Annotated in this window: 19 protein-coding genes; 13 read left to right on the top strand and 6 right to left on the bottom strand. The window is 47.9% G+C overall.

The genetic code is table 11. The annotated features are described in order from the left end of the window. The first annotated feature begins 19 nt into the window (after positions 1-19). From EC604_RS20055 to EC604_RS20030, 6 genes are all read left to right on the top strand, one after another. On the top strand, positions 20-892 hold the full coding sequence (locus EC604_RS20055; protein WP_090924482.1) for a CheR family methyltransferase: 873 nt from the start codon (positions 20-22) through the stop codon (positions 890-892). 16 nt (positions 893-908) lie between these two features. After that, positions 909-2,585, top strand: a complete 1,677-nt coding sequence (locus tag EC604_RS20050) for a response regulator (RefSeq protein ID WP_123065855.1) — start codon at positions 909-911, stop codon at positions 2,583-2,585. A gap of 87 nt (positions 2,586-2,672) precedes the next feature. Continuing rightward, positions 2,673-3,011, top strand: coding sequence for an STAS domain-containing protein (locus tag EC604_RS20045; RefSeq protein WP_090924484.1), 339 nt, complete (start codon positions 2,673-2,675; stop codon positions 3,009-3,011). An 18-nt stretch (positions 3,012-3,029) separates the two neighbouring features. Beyond that, entirely contained in the window at positions 3,030-3,482 is a 453-nt protein-coding gene (rsbW, locus tag EC604_RS20040) for an anti-sigma B factor RsbW (RefSeq protein ID WP_123065854.1), read from the top strand. Next, positions 3,479-4,252, top strand: coding sequence for a sigma-70 family RNA polymerase sigma factor (locus EC604_RS20035; RefSeq protein ID WP_090924486.1), 774 nt, complete (start codon positions 3,479-3,481; stop codon positions 4,250-4,252). The genes rsbW and EC604_RS20035 overlap by 4 nt, the downstream gene beginning before the upstream one ends. 135 nt (positions 4,253-4,387) lie before the next feature. Then, positions 4,388-5,407, top strand: a complete 1,020-nt coding sequence (locus EC604_RS20030; RefSeq protein ID WP_240037046.1) for a magnesium transporter CorA family protein — start codon at positions 4,388-4,390, stop codon at positions 5,405-5,407. Positions 5,408-5,430: 23 nt separating this feature from the next. Here the strand turns inward: EC604_RS20030 and EC604_RS20025 are convergent, their stop codons facing one another. From EC604_RS20025 to EC604_RS20010, 4 genes are all read right to left on the bottom strand, one after another. Further along, the gene (locus EC604_RS20025; protein WP_123065852.1) at positions 5,431-5,796 is read right to left on the bottom strand and encodes a DUF5665 domain-containing protein; all 366 of its coding nucleotides are present in this window, start codon (positions 5,794-5,796) and stop codon (positions 5,431-5,433) included. Positions 5,797-5,879: 83 nt separating this feature from the next. Continuing rightward, complete coding sequence (locus EC604_RS20020) at positions 5,880-6,287, bottom strand: YtxH domain-containing protein (protein ID WP_123065851.1); 408 nt, start codon at positions 6,285-6,287, stop codon at positions 5,880-5,882. A 64-nt stretch (positions 6,288-6,351) separates the two neighbouring features. Beyond that, the gene (locus EC604_RS20015; protein WP_090924488.1) at positions 6,352-6,609 is read right to left on the bottom strand and encodes a GlsB/YeaQ/YmgE family stress response membrane protein; all 258 of its coding nucleotides are present in this window, start codon (positions 6,607-6,609) and stop codon (positions 6,352-6,354) included. A gap of 131 nt (positions 6,610-6,740) precedes the next feature. Beyond that, on the bottom strand, positions 6,741-7,442 hold the full coding sequence (locus EC604_RS20010) for a phosphatase PAP2 family protein (RefSeq protein WP_123065850.1): 702 nt from the start codon (positions 7,440-7,442) through the stop codon (positions 6,741-6,743). A 179-nt stretch (positions 7,443-7,621) separates the two neighbouring features. Between EC604_RS20010 and EC604_RS20005 the strand changes: the two genes are divergently transcribed. Together EC604_RS20005 and EC604_RS20000 are read left to right on the top strand one after the other, a co-directional pair. Further along, a complete protein-coding gene (locus EC604_RS20005) occupies positions 7,622-8,626 on the top strand; it encodes an asparaginase (RefSeq protein WP_123065849.1) in 1,005 nt (334 codons plus the stop codon). Positions 8,627-8,776: 150 nt separating this feature from the next. After that, positions 8,777-9,514: a pirin family protein gene (locus tag EC604_RS20000; RefSeq protein ID WP_123065848.1), complete on the top strand. Its 738-nt coding sequence runs from the start codon at positions 8,777-8,779 to the stop codon at positions 9,512-9,514. A gap of 160 nt (positions 9,515-9,674) precedes the next feature. Here the strand turns inward: EC604_RS20000 and EC604_RS19995 are convergent, their stop codons facing one another. Beyond that, positions 9,675-9,896: a DUF1128 domain-containing protein gene (locus tag EC604_RS19995; protein ID WP_123065974.1), complete on the bottom strand. Its 222-nt coding sequence runs from the start codon at positions 9,894-9,896 to the stop codon at positions 9,675-9,677. A 213-nt stretch (positions 9,897-10,109) separates the two neighbouring features. Here EC604_RS19995 and yyaC point away from each other — a divergent pair, with 213 nt between their 5' ends. From yyaC to EC604_RS19970, 5 genes are all read left to right on the top strand, one after another. Continuing rightward, complete coding sequence (gene yyaC / locus EC604_RS19990) at positions 10,110-10,667, top strand: spore protease YyaC (protein ID WP_240037045.1); 558 nt, start codon at positions 10,110-10,112, stop codon at positions 10,665-10,667. 60 nt (positions 10,668-10,727) lie between these two features. After that, entirely contained in the window at positions 10,728-11,519 is a 792-nt protein-coding gene (locus tag EC604_RS19985) for an alpha/beta fold hydrolase (protein WP_123065847.1), read from the top strand. A 206-nt stretch (positions 11,520-11,725) separates the two neighbouring features. After that, complete coding sequence (locus EC604_RS19980) at positions 11,726-12,463, top strand: DUF6483 family protein (RefSeq protein WP_123065846.1); 738 nt, start codon at positions 11,726-11,728, stop codon at positions 12,461-12,463. Between the two features lie 156 nt (positions 12,464-12,619). Further along, on the top strand, positions 12,620-13,861 hold the full coding sequence (locus EC604_RS19975; protein WP_123065845.1) for a class I SAM-dependent methyltransferase: 1,242 nt from the start codon (positions 12,620-12,622) through the stop codon (positions 13,859-13,861). A gap of 372 nt (positions 13,862-14,233) precedes the next feature. Next, a complete protein-coding gene (locus tag EC604_RS19970; protein ID WP_123065844.1) occupies positions 14,234-16,714 on the top strand; it encodes an O-antigen ligase family protein in 2,481 nt (826 codons plus the stop codon). On the opposite strand, the gene EC604_RS19965 is transcribed toward EC604_RS19970, so the two are convergent. Beyond that, positions 16,683-17,057 carry a dehydrogenase gene (locus EC604_RS19965; RefSeq protein WP_429352038.1) on the bottom strand — a complete coding sequence of 125 codons (375 nt, stop codon included), beginning with the start codon at positions 17,055-17,057 and terminating at the stop codon, positions 16,683-16,685. The two genes, EC604_RS19970 and EC604_RS19965, sit on opposite strands and share 32 nt — an antisense overlap. Between the last annotated feature and the right edge of the window lie 15 nt (positions 17,058-17,072).

The raw sequence follows: 17,072 nt of genomic DNA, 5'->3' as shown, positions 1-17,072 counted from the left end.
GATGAAGTGGAGAGAAGTTATGACACCGTGGGAACCTAACGAGACGGGAGCAGATACGATCCGTATACCGCAAGATGAAGAACGGGAATTGATCGAGATTGAATTGCTGCTGGAAGGAATGCATCGTTTGTATGGGTATGACTTCAGAAATTATGCGTTGCCATCCCTAAGACGAAGAATATGGCATTATGCGCATGCGGAAGGAGTGAAAAGCATATCCGGGCTGCAGGAAAAGGTACTGCACAACCGTTCATCGTTTGAACGGTTCGTACAGAATTTATCCATTCCGGTAACGGAAATGTTCCGCGACCCATCGCTTTTTCGTATGTTTCGGGAAAAGATCATTCCTATTCTGAGAACCTATCCTTATATTCGGATATGGCATGCAGGCTGCTCTACGGGTGAAGAAGTGTATTCCATGGCGATTATGCTGCATGAGGAAGGTCTGTATGACAAGGCACGAATCTATGCAACAGATATGAATGACCGCTCGCTGCAACAGGCCAAGGAAGGCGTATACGGGATCGAGAAAATGAAGTTGTTTACAACAAATTATCTGGAGGCAGGGGGCACAAAAGCCTTCTCCGAATACTATACAGCGAAATATAATTCTGTTATATTTCACCCGTTTCTTCAGAAAAATATTATCTTTGCCGAGCATAATCTGGCAACGGACCGATCATTTAATGAGTTTAACGTTATTTTTTGCCGCAATGTCATGATCTATTTCAACGATGAGCTGCGGAATCATGTGCACGGGCTGTTTCATGAGAGCTTGAGCCACTTCGGCATACTAGTTCTAGGATCGAAAGAATCCATTCATTTTACAGAATATAGTGATGCCTATGAGCCGTTAGACCGGACCGAAAAAATATACCGGAAGATCAAATAGGGGGTTAGGCTTAGCTATGGGGCTCAATGAACCAATCCACATATTGTTGGTAGATGACCGCCCTGAGAACCTGCTTGCGCTCGAAGCGGTTCTGGAATCAGAGCAATATAAACTCGTCAAGGCAAATTCCGGAGAGGAGGCACTCCGTTGTCTGCTCAAAGACGAATTTGCGGTCATTGTACTTGATGTACAGATGCCTGGGATGGACGGAATTGAAACGGCAAAATTAATCAAGGCGCGAGACAAATCCAAGGATGTACCCATCATCTTTATTTCTGCGAATAGCAGAGAGGCTGAGCATTTATTTGCCGGATACTCAGCCGGAGCCATTGATTATATGGTCAAACCGTTTATTCCCCAGATTTTGAAGTCCAAAATCGAGGGCTTTGTGGAGATGTTTATCTCAAACAAAAGACTAAAAACACAGACCATGTTGCTTCATCAGAAGACGCAGGAACTGGAGAAGATGAATCAGCAGCTCGTGCAGGCCAAAGAAGAAGCCGAGATTGCGGCTAATGCCAAAACGGAGTTTTTGGCAATGATGAGCCACGAGATCCGTACGCCGATGAACGGAGTCATTGGTATGGTCGACCTGTTGATGGAAACCGAGTTGAAGGAAGATCAGAAGGAATATGTGGATATCGTTCGCCGCAGTGCCGATGCACTCGTCACGGTAATTAATGACATTCTTGATTTTACCAAGATGGAGTCTGGCAAAATGGAGCTTGAGGAGCATCCATTTGAACTGGTTTCCTGTATACGTGAAGTGCTTGGTTTGTTCGCTGCAGAAGCAGGTAAGAAAAGTCTGGAACTGGATTTTTTCCTTGAAGATGCTGTGCCGGAGTTAATCTATGGAGATATGGCACGCCTCCGTCAGGTGTTACTGAACTTGATCGCCAACGCAGTGAAGTTTACGGATCAGGGCGGTGTGTATCTCATTGTCTCCGTCAACGAAGAGAAGGACGGAAACATGTCTTTGGAGTTTGCTGTCAAGGATACAGGTATAGGCATCGCACCTGAGAAAGTGGATCGCTTGTTCCAGCCTTTCTCTCAGCTCGATACGTCCATGACTCGAAAGTATGGTGGAACTGGCCTTGGTCTTGCGATCTGTAAAACACTGGTCGAAATGATGGGTGGGCAGATTTATCTGGATACCTCTGAAAAGCGGGGGGCTACCTTCGTGTTTACCATTCAGGCCAAGCGTTACATTGAAACGGAACTGGTTCAGGGCAGCGGCGAAGAGAAGCTGACAGACGTTAATCATGAAGACAAACATGCAACTGTATTAATCGTGGATGACCATCCGATCAATCAGAAGTTGATGGCCATCATGTTGCACAAACTTGGACTTCTTTCAGATATAGCGGAAGATGGGCAGAAAGCACTGAACATGGTGATGGAAAATCCGTCGCCATATGACTTTATTTTTATGGATCTACAGATGCCAGTGATGGACGGTCTGGAATGCACGAGAAGAATACGAGCAAGCGTGCCTCAGAAGCAACAACCTGTCATTATAGCCATGACAGCTAACGTAATGGAAGGCATACAGCAACGCTGCACTGAGGCGGGAATGGATGATTATATCAGCAAGCCGGTAAAAATGGGTAGTGTCAAACAGAAACTTTCCCATTTCCAGAAGAAACGCCAGGTTATCCATCCGGGTAGTTCAGCGATGAATCAGGCGAATTGAAATTTTTACTAGTTATGTTTCCTGTTTCACTCGTGCGTAAGTTGGGTTATAAGGTAAGGAAACCATTGATCAGGAGAGAGATGTCTAATGAATACAAATAAAAATGAAAAATTCAACGCAAGAACCGAGACACATGACGGTGTATGCACAGTGTATCTGACTGGCGAACTCGATTTGTCGGTTGCTCCTGACTTCCGTTTGGTAATGGAACCGCTCGTGGACAACAAGGAGCAGGATCTGATTATTAACATGAAAGATCTAAAGTACATTGATAGCACAGGGATTGGTATCCTGTTATCTGTTCTCAAGGCTAGACATGGAATGGAAGCTCGCTTTGAAGTACAGGAAGTTCCTGCGCAAATTCAGAAACTTTTTGATATGACGGGTATAGCCAAATTCTTTGTTACACAGAAGAATTCCCAATAGGAAAGGATCGAAAAAGGAATGAATGCAGAAGTCCAAAGAATTACGCTGAATTTACCGGCGACAGCTGAATATGTGGATATTGTAAGACTTAATCTATATGGTGTTGCGTCCAAAATGGGATTCTCTTATGAAGACATTGAGGATATGAAGGTTGCTGTGTCCGAAGCCTGCAACAATTCCGTATTGTATGCCTACTCTCATGAAGGCGGCATGGTGGAAGTCGTTTTTGAAGTAGATGGTGAGATGCTCGCGATCACTGTCAAAGACGAGGGTTCCAGCTTCGAGAATGTGAACCCAGCCGCATTACGTTCCGGACTTCATGACAAAGAACTGACAGACGCTCAGATTGGCGGACTTGGGTTCTACCTGATGCAAGCCTTGATGGATGATGTCAGTGTTGAAAGTGAGACGGGCAAAGGTACGAAAGTAGTACTCGTAAAACGTCTTGCAAAAAGTGAGGAGAAAGTATGAATGAGAAAGTGACTCCCCCAGAGTCCATGTCTGAAGCGATTGGTTTGATCTGGGAATACCAACAAACACAGGACAATGAAATCGCTACGGTTCTTATCCGCAAGTACGAACCGATGGTCAAAATGGCTGCGGGTAAAATTGCCCGAAATCGACCGGATCTATATGAGGATCTGTACCAGACGGGGCAAATGGCTTTGATCCGATTGTTGAAGCAATACGATATCAATCTGGGGATTCCATTTGAACCGTATGCGATGAAAAGTATGATCGGTCATATGAAAAATTATCTACGGGATAAGTCATGGTACATTCAAGTACCGAGAAGAATCAAAGAAAAAGGGGCATTGGTGCAACATGCCATTGATGAGCTGACGGTAAAGCTGGAACGTTCACCCGGGGTTAATGAGATTGCTGAGTACCTGGATCTTACACCGGAGGAAACGATTGAAGTTCTGGCTGGCCGGGAGTGCTACCACTATGTTTCACTGGATTCTCCATTATCTCAGGATGACAGTGCTGCGACACTTGGTGAACTAATCAGCGCGGACGTGAATGACTTTGATTCGGTGGAAAAACGAATGGATTTACAGCAGGCATTAGGTCAGCTTAAGGAGCAAGAACAAAAAGTACTTATTTTAGCCTTTCAGGATGGACAGTCACAGCGGGCTATAGCCCAGAAACTGGGTGTTTCGCAGATGAGTGTCTCCCGGATTCAGAAAAGGGCTACGGAGAAACTGAAGCAGATTATGTCTAACGCTTCTTTGCTATGAACCATTATTCCAATTGTTGCCCCAATACGGATTGACGAGGACACGGTATTGCACTGGATTGCATACGTGTCCTTTTTGAATTCATTGAGGGGTAGACTTGGCGGAATGGAACAAATATGTCAGGAGGAATGTCAGGTGGATCAAATCAAACTGGAAGCTCGGCGTGATCAGTTATCCTGCTCCGAAGATTGGCAATGGTGGGATTGGGTAGCTCCGGATTCTAGTAGTATGAACAGTGCACTGCGTGATCTGGAACAGGCATTTCCAGAGATGCAATACTGGCTAAGCAAAATACCGGAAGCTGAATCGAACTACTTGTCCGTTCGTTATTTTAATGGCACAGATGCGGTTATTTTTGGCTCCTTCTTATATGCTGTCAAAAATGAGAGAGAAGATCAACGAAGAGATAATCAGATGTTTTTTTATGTTGATAAGTTCAATTTGGTCACGCTCAATTTGGACGACAATACAAGGGGCATTATGAAATCGGGTGAACGAATGCAAATGCTGCAACAATGTACACAGGCCAGAGAAGGCATGTTTGTGCTTTTTCGGGCCATATTGCATTATTATCATGTGGGAATGGATCATTTTGAGATGAATTTGCGTGATCTGGAACGGAGAATGGAATCACGGAATGCGCGGACATTAATGGATCAGATTCTGGTAGCGCGCTTCGAATTGCTGTACTGGAGTAATCTGTTTATTCCTTACACCGAATTAATGGCCGCTTCCCGGGAAGCTTATCTCCAAGAGATTACAGAGAATCGCTTCTATCAGCAACTTCAGTACCGTGTTGAACGAATGGAGTGCCTGTTCCAGCATTATGAAAAGGAGATTGATACCTTAATCTCGATAGACAACGCGATTTCAGGCGTTCGCGGCAACGAAATTATGAAGACGCTGACGATTGTGACATCCGTGTTTACACCAGCAACAGCCGCCGGTGCTATATGGGGGATGAACTTCGAGAATTTGCCTCTGATCGACAAGACATGGGGAGTCGTGCTTGTTATTACACTGATCATCTGCAGCATGATCAGCATGTATATATGGATGATGATGAAAGGATGGACAGGGGATTTGTTAAAAGTGAAATCTGCACAGTCCTCCGCTCGGGAAAAACGGGACAGAGGAAAAGAGGAACCGCGATAGTCACAGACTGGGCGGTTCCTCTTTTATTTTTTGTAATCCTCAATGTAACCGAGCAAGTCGGCGATATACTGGCCCACGATAGGCATATTGACGAATTGGCTAAGGATGAAGGCAAGCAAACCGAGCACAACAAACGTACCAACGGTCAATCCAAGTCCACGAGCCATACCTGCTGTAAAGTTGGTAATGATTCGTTTCTTGGGACTGCTATAATTTTCAATGATGTCTTTGATCTGAGCCCTCTCCAGACTGTCAGCAATCTGGTCGAGCCGTGTGTTCAGCCGTTTGACCTCGTGACGCAATTCAAAAGGATGTTCACTGGTGTCATACTGCTGTGCAGGCGTTCCTCCAGTCACTGGCGTATTCCCATTGATCGTAACCTTACTCATATTGGTGATTCCTCCATTCACTTGGATAAAAAATAGCCAGCTGTATATGCAGCTGGCTATTCATCGCTCGAACTCGTCAGCTTTTACAGGCTGGTCGAGTTCAATTCTTTGCGTGCGTCTTCCTTGGCTTCTGCGGAAGCGGCAGCCACTTCTTCAGATGCACGTGTTGCTTCCTCAGCAATATCTGCTGATGCTTTTTTCACGGAATCCATAACGTCATTGCGACCTTGGTTTACTGTTCTTGCCAGATCAGACGTTTTGGATGATACCGTTTTGGCAATTTCAGAAGCTTTGTCACCAACAACAGTGGCCACTTCCTTTGTACGGTCAGTCACCATGCCTACCTTTTCGGAAAGATCACCACGCAATTCGCGTCCTGGTTTAGGGGCGAATAACAGGGCAGCTGCCGCACCCAGCAAACCTCCGATGAAAATGCCTTTGGCGAAAGTTGAACCACTTTGTACAGGATATTGCTCTTCTGCTTTATTCATGTCTAATCACTCCTTCGTTAATTTAAGAAACAGATACGAAACAACGAACACCATCTAACCCGAATCAGGCAGCCTGTCTTAGCAGTCTGGACACAAGCCCCAGCAAGAATACAAAGAGCGCTGTACCAATGATGGCGGGAATGACGGCAAAGTTACCGATAACCGGTCCCCAGTTACCAAGCAAAAGTGCTCCCAGCCAGGCTCCGGCGAATCCGGCAATCATCGCACCAATCACGCCTCCCGGCATGTTATGACCGGCAAGTGCATCTCCAATCAAACCGATAATGATCGCCATGACAATGCTGATAATAATGCCCCACATAACAACCGCCTCCTTTCAACTTGATGCAGGATGTTGTCTGTTCGCGTTTGCTTACTTCGTATATAAACGCCGTGCAACATGGTGAAACAACTAACTGCCCTTTGAATAAAATGGAAATTGAAGGAAATGAATCACGGAGCGAATCGTTTTATTCCCGGAACCATGCATAAGATCCAGACAAATCCGGCGGCAAATCCGGCAAAGACATCGGTAGGATAATGAACCCCGAGCATAACCCGACTTACGCCGATCAACAGAATAAACAGAATACCGCAAATGACAGGAAGCCATCTTCTAAGTACATCCCGTTCCTTCCATTCGATGGCCCAGATGACAAAAAGCATACCGTAAAAACCCATCGAAATCATGGCATGACCACTGGGATAACTATATCCGTGCACAACGAGAAGATGATCCAGCTCAGGTCTGCTACGTCTGAAGATCTCCTTCAATAGCGTATTCAAAATCCACATCATTCCAAAACTTGCGCAGATGACATAACCATACATCGTCGTTCTGGAATGACGCTGCAGGAAACATAACAGTGCGAAACCTGCTGCGGCGAGTGCTGATATTTTAAATGAACCCAGTGCCGTAATGAAGGAGGTATATGGCAGCAAAGACAGACGGGATTGCGAATGGAGATAAAATATTTGCTGAACTTGAGTGTCCAGTCGAATTAAACGTTCCAGACCCAGCCAGGCTCCGATACCAGCTAATAATATTACAGTAGCCGAACTTAGCAGTGAACCAATCAGGATGTATTTCAGCAGAGATTGCAAAGACATCACATGAGATGGTCCAGATGAGAGATGTTGAGAATTGCGCAACATAAGCGGTATCTCCTTCAAGAAATTGTATTGTTTCAGTGAGGCTGATAAATCTTTACCCGAAACAACTGTCGAAAAAACTGTAAAAACGTCGTTTTTGTACTATACTAATGAGGATATCCCATGCGGCGCCGTGAAGCAAAGCAGAGATGAATTTGGGAGTATGAAGGAGAGAAACACGCATGGAGAGTGCCCTGTTAGTTAAAGAATACCGTGCAGGCGTGATGGAATGCGCTCACTACGGACACATATGTATTACGGATGAGCATGGCCGGGTTGTATATTCGGCTGGTGATCCTCATTTCAGAGCGTTTACACGTTCATCGGCCAAACCGTTTCAAGCGATTCCAGGGATTCGGGCTGGAATAGGCGAACATTATAGTCTTAAACCACAAGAGATTGCGATCATGGCTTCATCACATCGCTCTGAGCCGGAGCATATTCAAGTGTTGGAGCATTTGGCTCATAAAATCGGAGTTGGTGAGGAATGTCTGATCTGTGCGCCAAGCTATCCGCTTAATGAAGAAAGCCGCAATAACTGGTTGCGGGCGCAAGGAGAGAAACGCAGAATACTGCATAACTGTTCGGGTAAACATCTGGGCATTCTGGGCTATAGTCAGATGAGAAAACTGGATTTGGGAAGCTATGCCGAGCCAGATCATCCAGTGCAACGGGAAATCCTTGAAACACTGGCAGGTCTCGCAGGCATTGAAGAAAAAGAGATTCAATTAGGAACGGATGGCTGTGGTTTCCCAGTATTTTCGCTGCCTCTGTCTGCACTGGCCAATGCATATCTCAAACTTGCATGTCCTGACCTCATTGAGGATGAATCCACACGCATCGCTGTGGAGACCATTACTGCTGCGATGAATCAGTACCCTCTTATGGTCGGTGGCACGAATCGCGTGGATTCGGTGTTGCTGGAGGACGACAATATTGTCGCTAAGGGCGGATTTAAGGGTGTATTTGGTTTTGCGCTGAAGAAAGAAAGACTGGGCATCACCTTTAAAGTGCTGGATGGCTCTGAGGAAGAATGGGCTTCCATTGCACAATCGATATTGAAGCAACTGAACTATTCCAACCCGAAAACGATTGCCCGCCTGGCAGAAGTATTTCCTTCAGACATACGTAATGATGCAGGGACTCTTGTCGGACGGATGGATAGTGAATTCGTGCTCCACTCATGAAAATATAGTGTATAACCTTTAGAAGGAACGTGATTAAAATGGCCGGACCCCGGGTAAAGATCACATACCAACTGGTATTGACCTATATCATTTTGAACACGCATGGATTATTGCCATAAGGCAGTTCCAATCCTCTGGAGGTGGATGAATATGATTAAAGTAGTGACATCGGAAGAAAGACACACGTCGGATCGCGGTTGGATACACAGCGAATTCAGCTTTTCCTTTGCGGATTATGAGGACCCAAGCAATGCTCACTTTGGCTGTCTGTTAGCCCACAACGACAACATACTGATGCCGCAAGAAGGCTTTAAGAAACATCCACATCACGACCTTGAAATTGTCAGTTATGTGATATCAGGTACGCTTAAACATACAGACAGTATGGGCACAGAACAGTTGCTGGAAGCCGGGACAGTTCAGGTGATGAGTGCAGGTACAGGCGTAGAGCACTCTGAAACCAATCCAGCCACGGATGAACCGGTACGTTTCCTGCAAATGTGGTTTTTGCCCTCTCAGCGAATGCTGAAACCATCTTATGCTTATCGAAAAATAGAAGAGTCTGCCCATCTCAACCGACTTTGTCCAGTTGTGTCAGCTGCCTCTGGTCCATCGGATGAATCCATAGACGAAGACCCACTCCGCATCGCTCAGGATGTAACCTGTTATCTGTCCAAGCTGGAGTCGGGAAAGAAGCTAATGTTTCCGCAACATGAGGAGCGTCGTACACATTTGTTCCTGATCAACGGACATCTGGAAATTCAGTGTTCCGATGGAAACTTTAATCTCAAGCCCGGAGACGCGGCTCGCATCCGTAAAAGCTGTGATTTACAAATGACCAGTACAGGCAGCGAGCCTGCCGAGTTTGTACTTGTGGATCTTCCTTGACGGAGATGACATGAACAAGGTCTGAACAAGCCAATGTGTAAACTTAAAAAGTAGACTAACAATACAAAAGGACTTGTCCTGCATCAGTGTTCTGATGTAAGACAGGTCCTTTTTTTTGCTCATTTTGTGTCAGGTGTGAAGATAAAACTTAGAGAGAAGTTTATTTGCGGAGTTTGCCGAGTTCAGAAGCGACCGCTTCTACTTCGGAGATGCTCAAATGTTCTTTGCTCATCACCATTTCGTACAAATCCTGCAAATCTTCATATTTCTCAAGTGGGAACGCTGAAGCCTGCATCGCGGCACCACTGGCCATCCGCAGCTTGGTTTTGATTGCTTCAATCATATATTCCATATTTTCTGCTGTTGCTTGTGTTAAATCCATCGTTAACTTCATCCTTTCCATCTCCGGAGATGGGTTACTCGCTTGTCCACACGGAACTTCTGTTATTGTAGCATGAGTGGAAGGGGACAAGCCAATGATTTTGCGGGAGAATGGAGCATCGGTTACAATATGAGAATAGATCACAACGACTGGAAATAAAGATAACACTAGGATTGTCCAATATATTCGTGTGTAACAAGGAGGGAATTCAGTTTGACCTTATACAAACGAGAACTTGTCCGGCAACAGAGTCGAGGTATACGCAAAGGCGTGCCTGGAGACAAGATGGCCCTTTTTTTCAAGGAGATCTCCAAGCTTCATAAGCTGGACGAGCTTACGTTCCTATGTATCGGTACAGATCGCTCGACCGGGGATGCACTTGGACCGATGACGGGGACTTTGCTGGAGGAGCGCGGCATACCTCATGTCATCGGTACACTGGCAGCTCCTTGTGATGCAGACACTCTCGAAAAGAGAGTGGCCCAGATTCCGGCACACCATACGGTTATAGCAATAGATGCATGTTTGGGCCCAAAAGATGCTGCCGGGACATACTATGTATCGGGAACATCTTTGCGCCCTGCCCAATCCGTTGGTGGTAATTTGCCGCCTGTTGGAGAATACAGTGTAGCAGCGGTAGTGAATGTCAACGGCCCAAGACCCTATTCGATTTTGCAGATGACTTCGCTGTACTTGGTCATGGGCATGTCTCAAACCATTGCCGATGCGGTAACGGAGGCATGGAAAACAAAAGAAACGTTTCATTCATGAGATGAATGCTTAATAATATACAACCTGAAATATTACATTCGCGCAGAGAGAGGGATTAATATGGAAAAAGTGATGTGTGATGGAACAACGATTTGTTATGCTGAGCAGGGTAAGGGAGAAACGCTTGTACTGCTTCACGGTTACTGCGGTAGTTCATCCTATTGGGATGAAGTAGTGCCGGAGCTGGCCCGTAGCTATCGTTGTATCGTACCTGATCTGCGTGGGCACGGCAAAACGGATGCACCTGTAGGCAGTTACACGATTGAACAGATGGGCAATGATGTGCTGCAATTGCTGGATGAGTTAGACGTGGAAAAAGCAGTAATTCTGGGACATTCCATGGGCGGATATATTGCACTTTCCATTGCGCAGCACCATCCGGAGCGACTTAACGCGTTCGGTTTGATCCATTCAACAGCGTATCCGGACGGTGAGGAAGCGAAGGAGAAACGTTTACGTGCAGTATCTACGATTCAGACTGAAGGCATTGTGAATTTTGTGGACGGGCTGGTACCGGGTCTGTTCGCTCCAGAGCATATTGAATCAATGTCGACACATGTGAATCGTGTGAAGGAAATTGGTTATCAAACTGCTCCTCAAGGTGCGGTTGGTGCGGCACTGGCTATGCGTGAACGTCCAGATCGCCGTGATGTGTTGTCTGCCACACCGCTTCCAGTATTACTTGTGGCTGGAGAGAAGGATGGGCTGATTCCACCGGAGCGAACCTTCACAAGTGACAAGCCTCATATTGTGCAGGCCACCATTGCGGGCGCAGGACATATGAGTATGTATGAAGCGCCGGAACAATTGATTCAGGTGATTCAACAGTTTATGACGGGATTGTCCGACTAACCATAAGATCACTCAATCGAGTTTGTATATGAAGCCCCTGTGTGTCCATGTGGACAGGCAGGGGCTTTGAGGTGTTTGCTGAACGGCTTCGGGAGTAGGGGGAAGCCGGATTTTCGCTTTTTTTTACGGCATGAATTAAAATAAATCATATGAATACGCGATATAAAGTATGCGATAAATGAGTGAAGATATAAGGGGGCGCACCGATGTTCAGGAAGGATTATCTGCTCCGCATGATGGAGGAAATGACAGAGGCAATTGGCAAGGCTTTTACGCTTAGACAGCAACGTAAACATACGGAGGCTTTGTCTGAACTGGATGAGTTGATGCGCAGGCAATTTGGCATGAATCTCAATTTGCTTAACTCTCTCCCAGCAGAGGATGTGATCGAGATGTTCCGTTTTCGCGGCGTCATTGAGGTAGACAATCTGCAGCAAGCGGCGAGACTGATTGAGGAAGAAGCATATATCTATCACGAGAAAGCCAGAGTCGAAGGCATAGATGATGAGGAAAAACTGGATGCAGAGGATGCGGCGCTTGTTCGTTTAATGCGAGCGTTACATTTTTACCTGTATGCCCAGAATCATGGTGCTAATCGCGAGTTGTTACAGGTACCTGACCGTATAGAAGGAATCATAGAGCAAATTAAGGGATATGAGCTTCCTGCGCGAACGGAGAAGCAACTTGCGTTATACCGGGAGCAACAGGGCAGATATGATGCGGCCGAGAATGGCTGGTACAGATTGATGCATCTTGATACGGATTATCCGGTACAGTATGAAGAAGACGCGAGAGCTTTTTATCAGAGGTTGACGGAACTTACAGATGAGCAACTTGAACAGGGCGGTTTGCCGCGGGATGAGGTCGAAGAGGGGCTGGCACAGATTACAGCGCTGGAAACCAAACGTCAGCAAGTGAACGATGAAGAACGTAAAAATATATAATTCAACTTACTGCTTATCTGTAACAGAAGAATAACCGAACGGATCGCTGAACTTATAAAATATCTGATGACTGAACCAATGGAGAGTAGCTCTTCACTTGGAGAGGGAACAGAATTATGGTATGGTAACGGTTGACCAAACCAAACCGAAAGTGAGATGTACCCCGTGGATTCGTTGCGAAAGCTTATACAAGATGTTTTTGAACAGAACTCGCTGATTACGGCGACCTGGAGTCAGCTGCGCAGACGGGACAATGTCTCGTTTACCAAAGTGCAGGTGAAGCCGGTTACGTTGAAGAATCAGCTTCATTATCAGTTTGCTTTTCATTATGCGAATAAAGTGTTGCATGAGAATTTGACCCCGGCTGAAGCGCTGGAACGTATGACTTTGTTGTGTGAAGAGACGTTCCGTCAGGGACTGCTCTGTACGGCAGATGCGGATTATCAAATTTTGATCAGCAAAAAATATAAAGTATCGATTCTGACCAAATCCCCCTCCAAAACAGCGGTCGATCTGTCCCATAATCGCAAAAAGCAATATGTACTTGAAGAGGGCGTTCCGGTTTCTTTCCTCGTTGAACTTGGAATTATGAATGACGAAGGACGTGTGCTTGCACGCAAGTATGACAAGTTCAGACAGATCAATCGTTTTTTGGAGATGGTGCAGGATGTTATTGCCCATTTGCCAGAAGGACGTCCGCTGACTATTGTGGATTTTGGCTGCGGCAAGTCGTATCTGACTTTTGCCCTGTATCATTATTTATCCGTACAACAGCGCCGTTCGCTTAACATCATCGGTCTGGATTTAAAGGCGGATGTTATCGCACACTGTAATGATCTGGCCAGACGTTTGCATTACGGTGATCTGAAATTCCTTGTAGGTGACATTGCGGATTATGATGAACTGAACGAAGTGGATATGGTCGTTACTCTCCATGCTTGTGATACGGCTACGGATGCGGCACTGGAGAAAGCAGTGCGTTGGGGAGCTTCTGTCATTTTGTCGGTTCCTTGCTGTCAGCATGAGCTGTATGATCAGGTCGAATCTTCGGTGATGAATCCGCTTCTGTCCCATGGCATTCTGAAGGAGCGTTTCTCGGCACTGGCAACAGATGCGATTCGCGCTAAACTGCTGGACATTATGGGATATAAAACACAGTTGCTTGAATTCATTGATCTGGAGAATACACCAAAAAATATACTGATTCGCGCCGTTCGTGGACAGGCGGGTCAAGTGAAGGACATGTGGGCTGAATACACCGCATTCCGTGATTTCATTCATGCGGATCCATATCTGGAGCGTGCTTGTGCGGATCTGCTACCGGTTGAAGGAAGCATAACTGGTGGAAAAGTGGACAGGGAAAACTTAGAGCGGACTGCGAAGTGTAATCTTCACTAATTTTTGCATGAAGGTAATGGATGAGAAAAATTCAATTGATATTATAAGAAGAACCAAAGCAGGGATGTTTCGTGCACGGCTGGTCTGCATACGTGAAGAAGAGGACATACTGGTACCAGGGTCGCTTCACTTGATGTGCAAGATATAGAATGCCAATGATGTCCGCATATGCGTGAACAAGTTCATAATGGTTAAGGGAATGAGTGATTCCAATAAGTCTGTGCGTATGCATCCGAATCCCGTTAAGTTACGGTTGCCGATCTAGATTATACCGATCTGACGGCGAGGGCGTAAACCAAGGCAGAAGGACCCGAAGAGGGGCTCTTCTGCCTTTTTTGTATTTTTAAATCGTGAAGGAAGGAGGAGACATGGGTGAAGGACAGAGAGCTACATACAGATCAGGATGCAAGGGAGGTAAAACAGAATGGGGAAGTAGGAAATACCGATCCAGATCAGAACTTTCAGAATGAGAGGAATGAGATCAGAGAGCGAGCTTCTGACCGATCCGAATTTATGGGTGTGAGTATGAATGTGAGCACAAGTAACCTTCTCAAAAATGGGTGCTATTTCAGAGTTCATCACAATACATATAACGATATAGCCAGTCCACGCCGTTTCTTGATCTCCGGGCATGGGGCATCAGCGCCTAGTTGTGAGATTGAAATGGGGAATAAGGGTTGTGAGAAGCGTAATAGTGAATTCAGCTGGTGGATTGTAGTCTTAGGTTTAAGCATGGTAGCTATATTGCTGACAGGGTGCTTGCGAAGAGGATTGTTTCATTCAACTGACCTGTACCCCGTTATTCTGATGACCGGTGTTGTCGTGCTGTTCTCGCTTGTGATGTATGTCCGTGGCGTCCTGAAAAGGGAAAATGATGGCTTGGCCTCCGTTCGGGCAGAAACCATTCGGCTGCGCGTCGGGGATTTAGTGCATGTTGGGTTCCCTTTGGCAATCATGGTGTGTTATGCCGTGCATGCTTGGGCAGGCTCGGTGAGTACGCAAGGCAGTATCCTTGAGATGCTGCGCTGGAGCTTGCTCGCGATGTTTGCCCTGCTCGCTGTGTTGCTGGCAGCGAGCAAGGATGGTATGCGCTGGCTTGCCTTTGGCTGGCAGCTGGCAGGCGGTGTGCTTGTGCTAAGCGGCATTTTAGCCGTGTGCGGTGTGCTGCCGCTGCCCTACGGGGTCATGCGGACAGCCGATCCCGAGATCAGCTCCGCCGGTGCCCGGCTCGGCGGATTGCTGCAGTACCCCAATGCGTACGGTGCCGTTGTTGGCATGTACGCATTGGAGCGGCTTACGGCCGCCGCGGGCGTGCTGGCCGGGCGAGCCGTCCCGGCGCGCCGTCTCTTCGCGGCGGTGCTGCCGCTCATGCCCGCGCAAGCCGCGCTCCTGCTGAGCGAGTCGCGCGGCGCCTGGCTAGCGGCCGGCTGTGCCGCGGCCGCCGCCTTCTTGCAGCGGCGCGGTGCCCGCCTGCCGCTGCTGCTGGCCTTGGCCGCGCCTCTGGCGTGCGCGGCCTGGCTGTACCGCCAGCTGGCTGATGCCCAGCTGGCGCCTGCACCCGTGCCCGGCCTGCTCGCACTGGCCGGGGCGTGGGCAGCTGCGCTGCTCGGCACGCTGCTGCTGTGCCGTCTCTGGCACAGCGGCGGCCCAGCCGGGCGCGCCTCTGCTTTGGCGGCCACCGTGCTGGCGTGCATCGCCGCCGCACTTATGGCCGCAGCCTCCACCGCCGAACGCTTCGCGGCAGGTGTCGGCACAGGGGCATCCCGCCTGCAGCTGTGGCGGGATGCCCTGCGGTTATGGACCGAGGCCGCATGGCTCGGCCACGGGGGGGATACATGGCGCAACATGTTCCGCGCCATCCAGTCCTCGCCGTATGTTGGCGGCGAGGTTCACAGCGGGCTGCTGGACCTGGCCCTGGATACGGGCCTGCTCGGCAGCGCGCTGATTGCAGGGTGGATGCTCTTCACCCTGCGCAGCATCCGCCGCTTCGCACCGCGGCTGCTGCCGCCAGTGCTTGTCTTCGTCCTGCATGGAATCGTGGACTTCGACTGGAGCTATGCGCTCAGCTGGATGCTCTTCATCTGGCTTGCGGCATGGGCGGTCGCGCTGAGAAAAGAAGCGGAGCCAGTCTCATCGCATCATCACCGGCCAGGCCACATCAAACGATATGCAGTCGTACTCATGCTTACATGCTGGCTCGGGGGCACCGTCTGGATCACAGCACGGTACTCCGGGGCGGACATGCAATATCGTCACGCACTGACTGAGCCAATGGGGACAACAGCGAGTGTCCAGTATCTTCGATCGGCATATCGTTTGAATCCATATCGGCCTGATTTGGCGATTTCTCTTGCGCGTACGCTGCCTCAAGCGGAAGCCAAACTCATCTTATTGAACAGCTTGTCCCATTCGCCCAGTAATCCTGACCTCTATGTAGAGCTTGGCCGATTGGAAGCCAAATCTGGAGAGGGGAAGCAAGCGGGGGTATATTTCATTTCAGCCATCGCCCGGAATCGTTATGATGTTATACCCCAGAGGACGGCGCTCTACTGGATGGAACAGGCGACGATGCGTGAGATTTCAGAAGGAAAAGTCCGACAAGCCCAAAAGACTGCGGCGATCGGGATAGAAATATATGAACGTTACAAAGAATTAGCATCACAGGTAAATACAGAACGGATGCGTAACGATCGTCGTTTTCAATTGCATCCTTCATCTTCGTTGACTGCAGAGAATTTGCACAGAATTGCTGCGGGTTGCTTTTCTCCACAGGTCCTGAACAGGCGGACGAGAATGCTTTCGCCTGCCTGTTCAAACTTTTCTACAGACGGTAACCACCAAAAGCATGTTTGAATGCTTCTTTCAACGGTTCAACCTCAACGTCCCAGAGCGCAGCAATATCTGCGCTGACTTCGGTATTCCACCATTCGCACAGTTTTTTGCGGTCATTGCGGTTTTCTCCAATCCAGAGCAGATTCGCAATAACTTTGGCGTAGTATTTTTCCTCGGCCTGCTCCATGCGTTCTGGAGAGATGTACAGTTTCAGCCTCTTGGCTGTCCGATATAATTCCTTGCTGCAGGCACGGCGAATACCGCGGGCAGAGGGCAGCTGTTGTCCGGATTGCTTATGCTTGACCGGGGGAGACCCGGGCGTGGATTTAAATGACACGTTCCCACACTCCTCTCTCCATACCATATGCGGAGCAGTGCC

Origin of the sequence: Paenibacillus amylolyticus, assembly GCF_003719335.1 — a bacterium.
Taxonomy (GTDB): Bacteria; Bacillota; Bacilli; order Paenibacillales; family Paenibacillaceae; genus Paenibacillus; species Paenibacillus amylolyticus_D.
The sequence above is the reverse complement of the archived record's forward strand: the minus strand, read 5'-3'. Positions and strand labels throughout refer to the sequence as shown.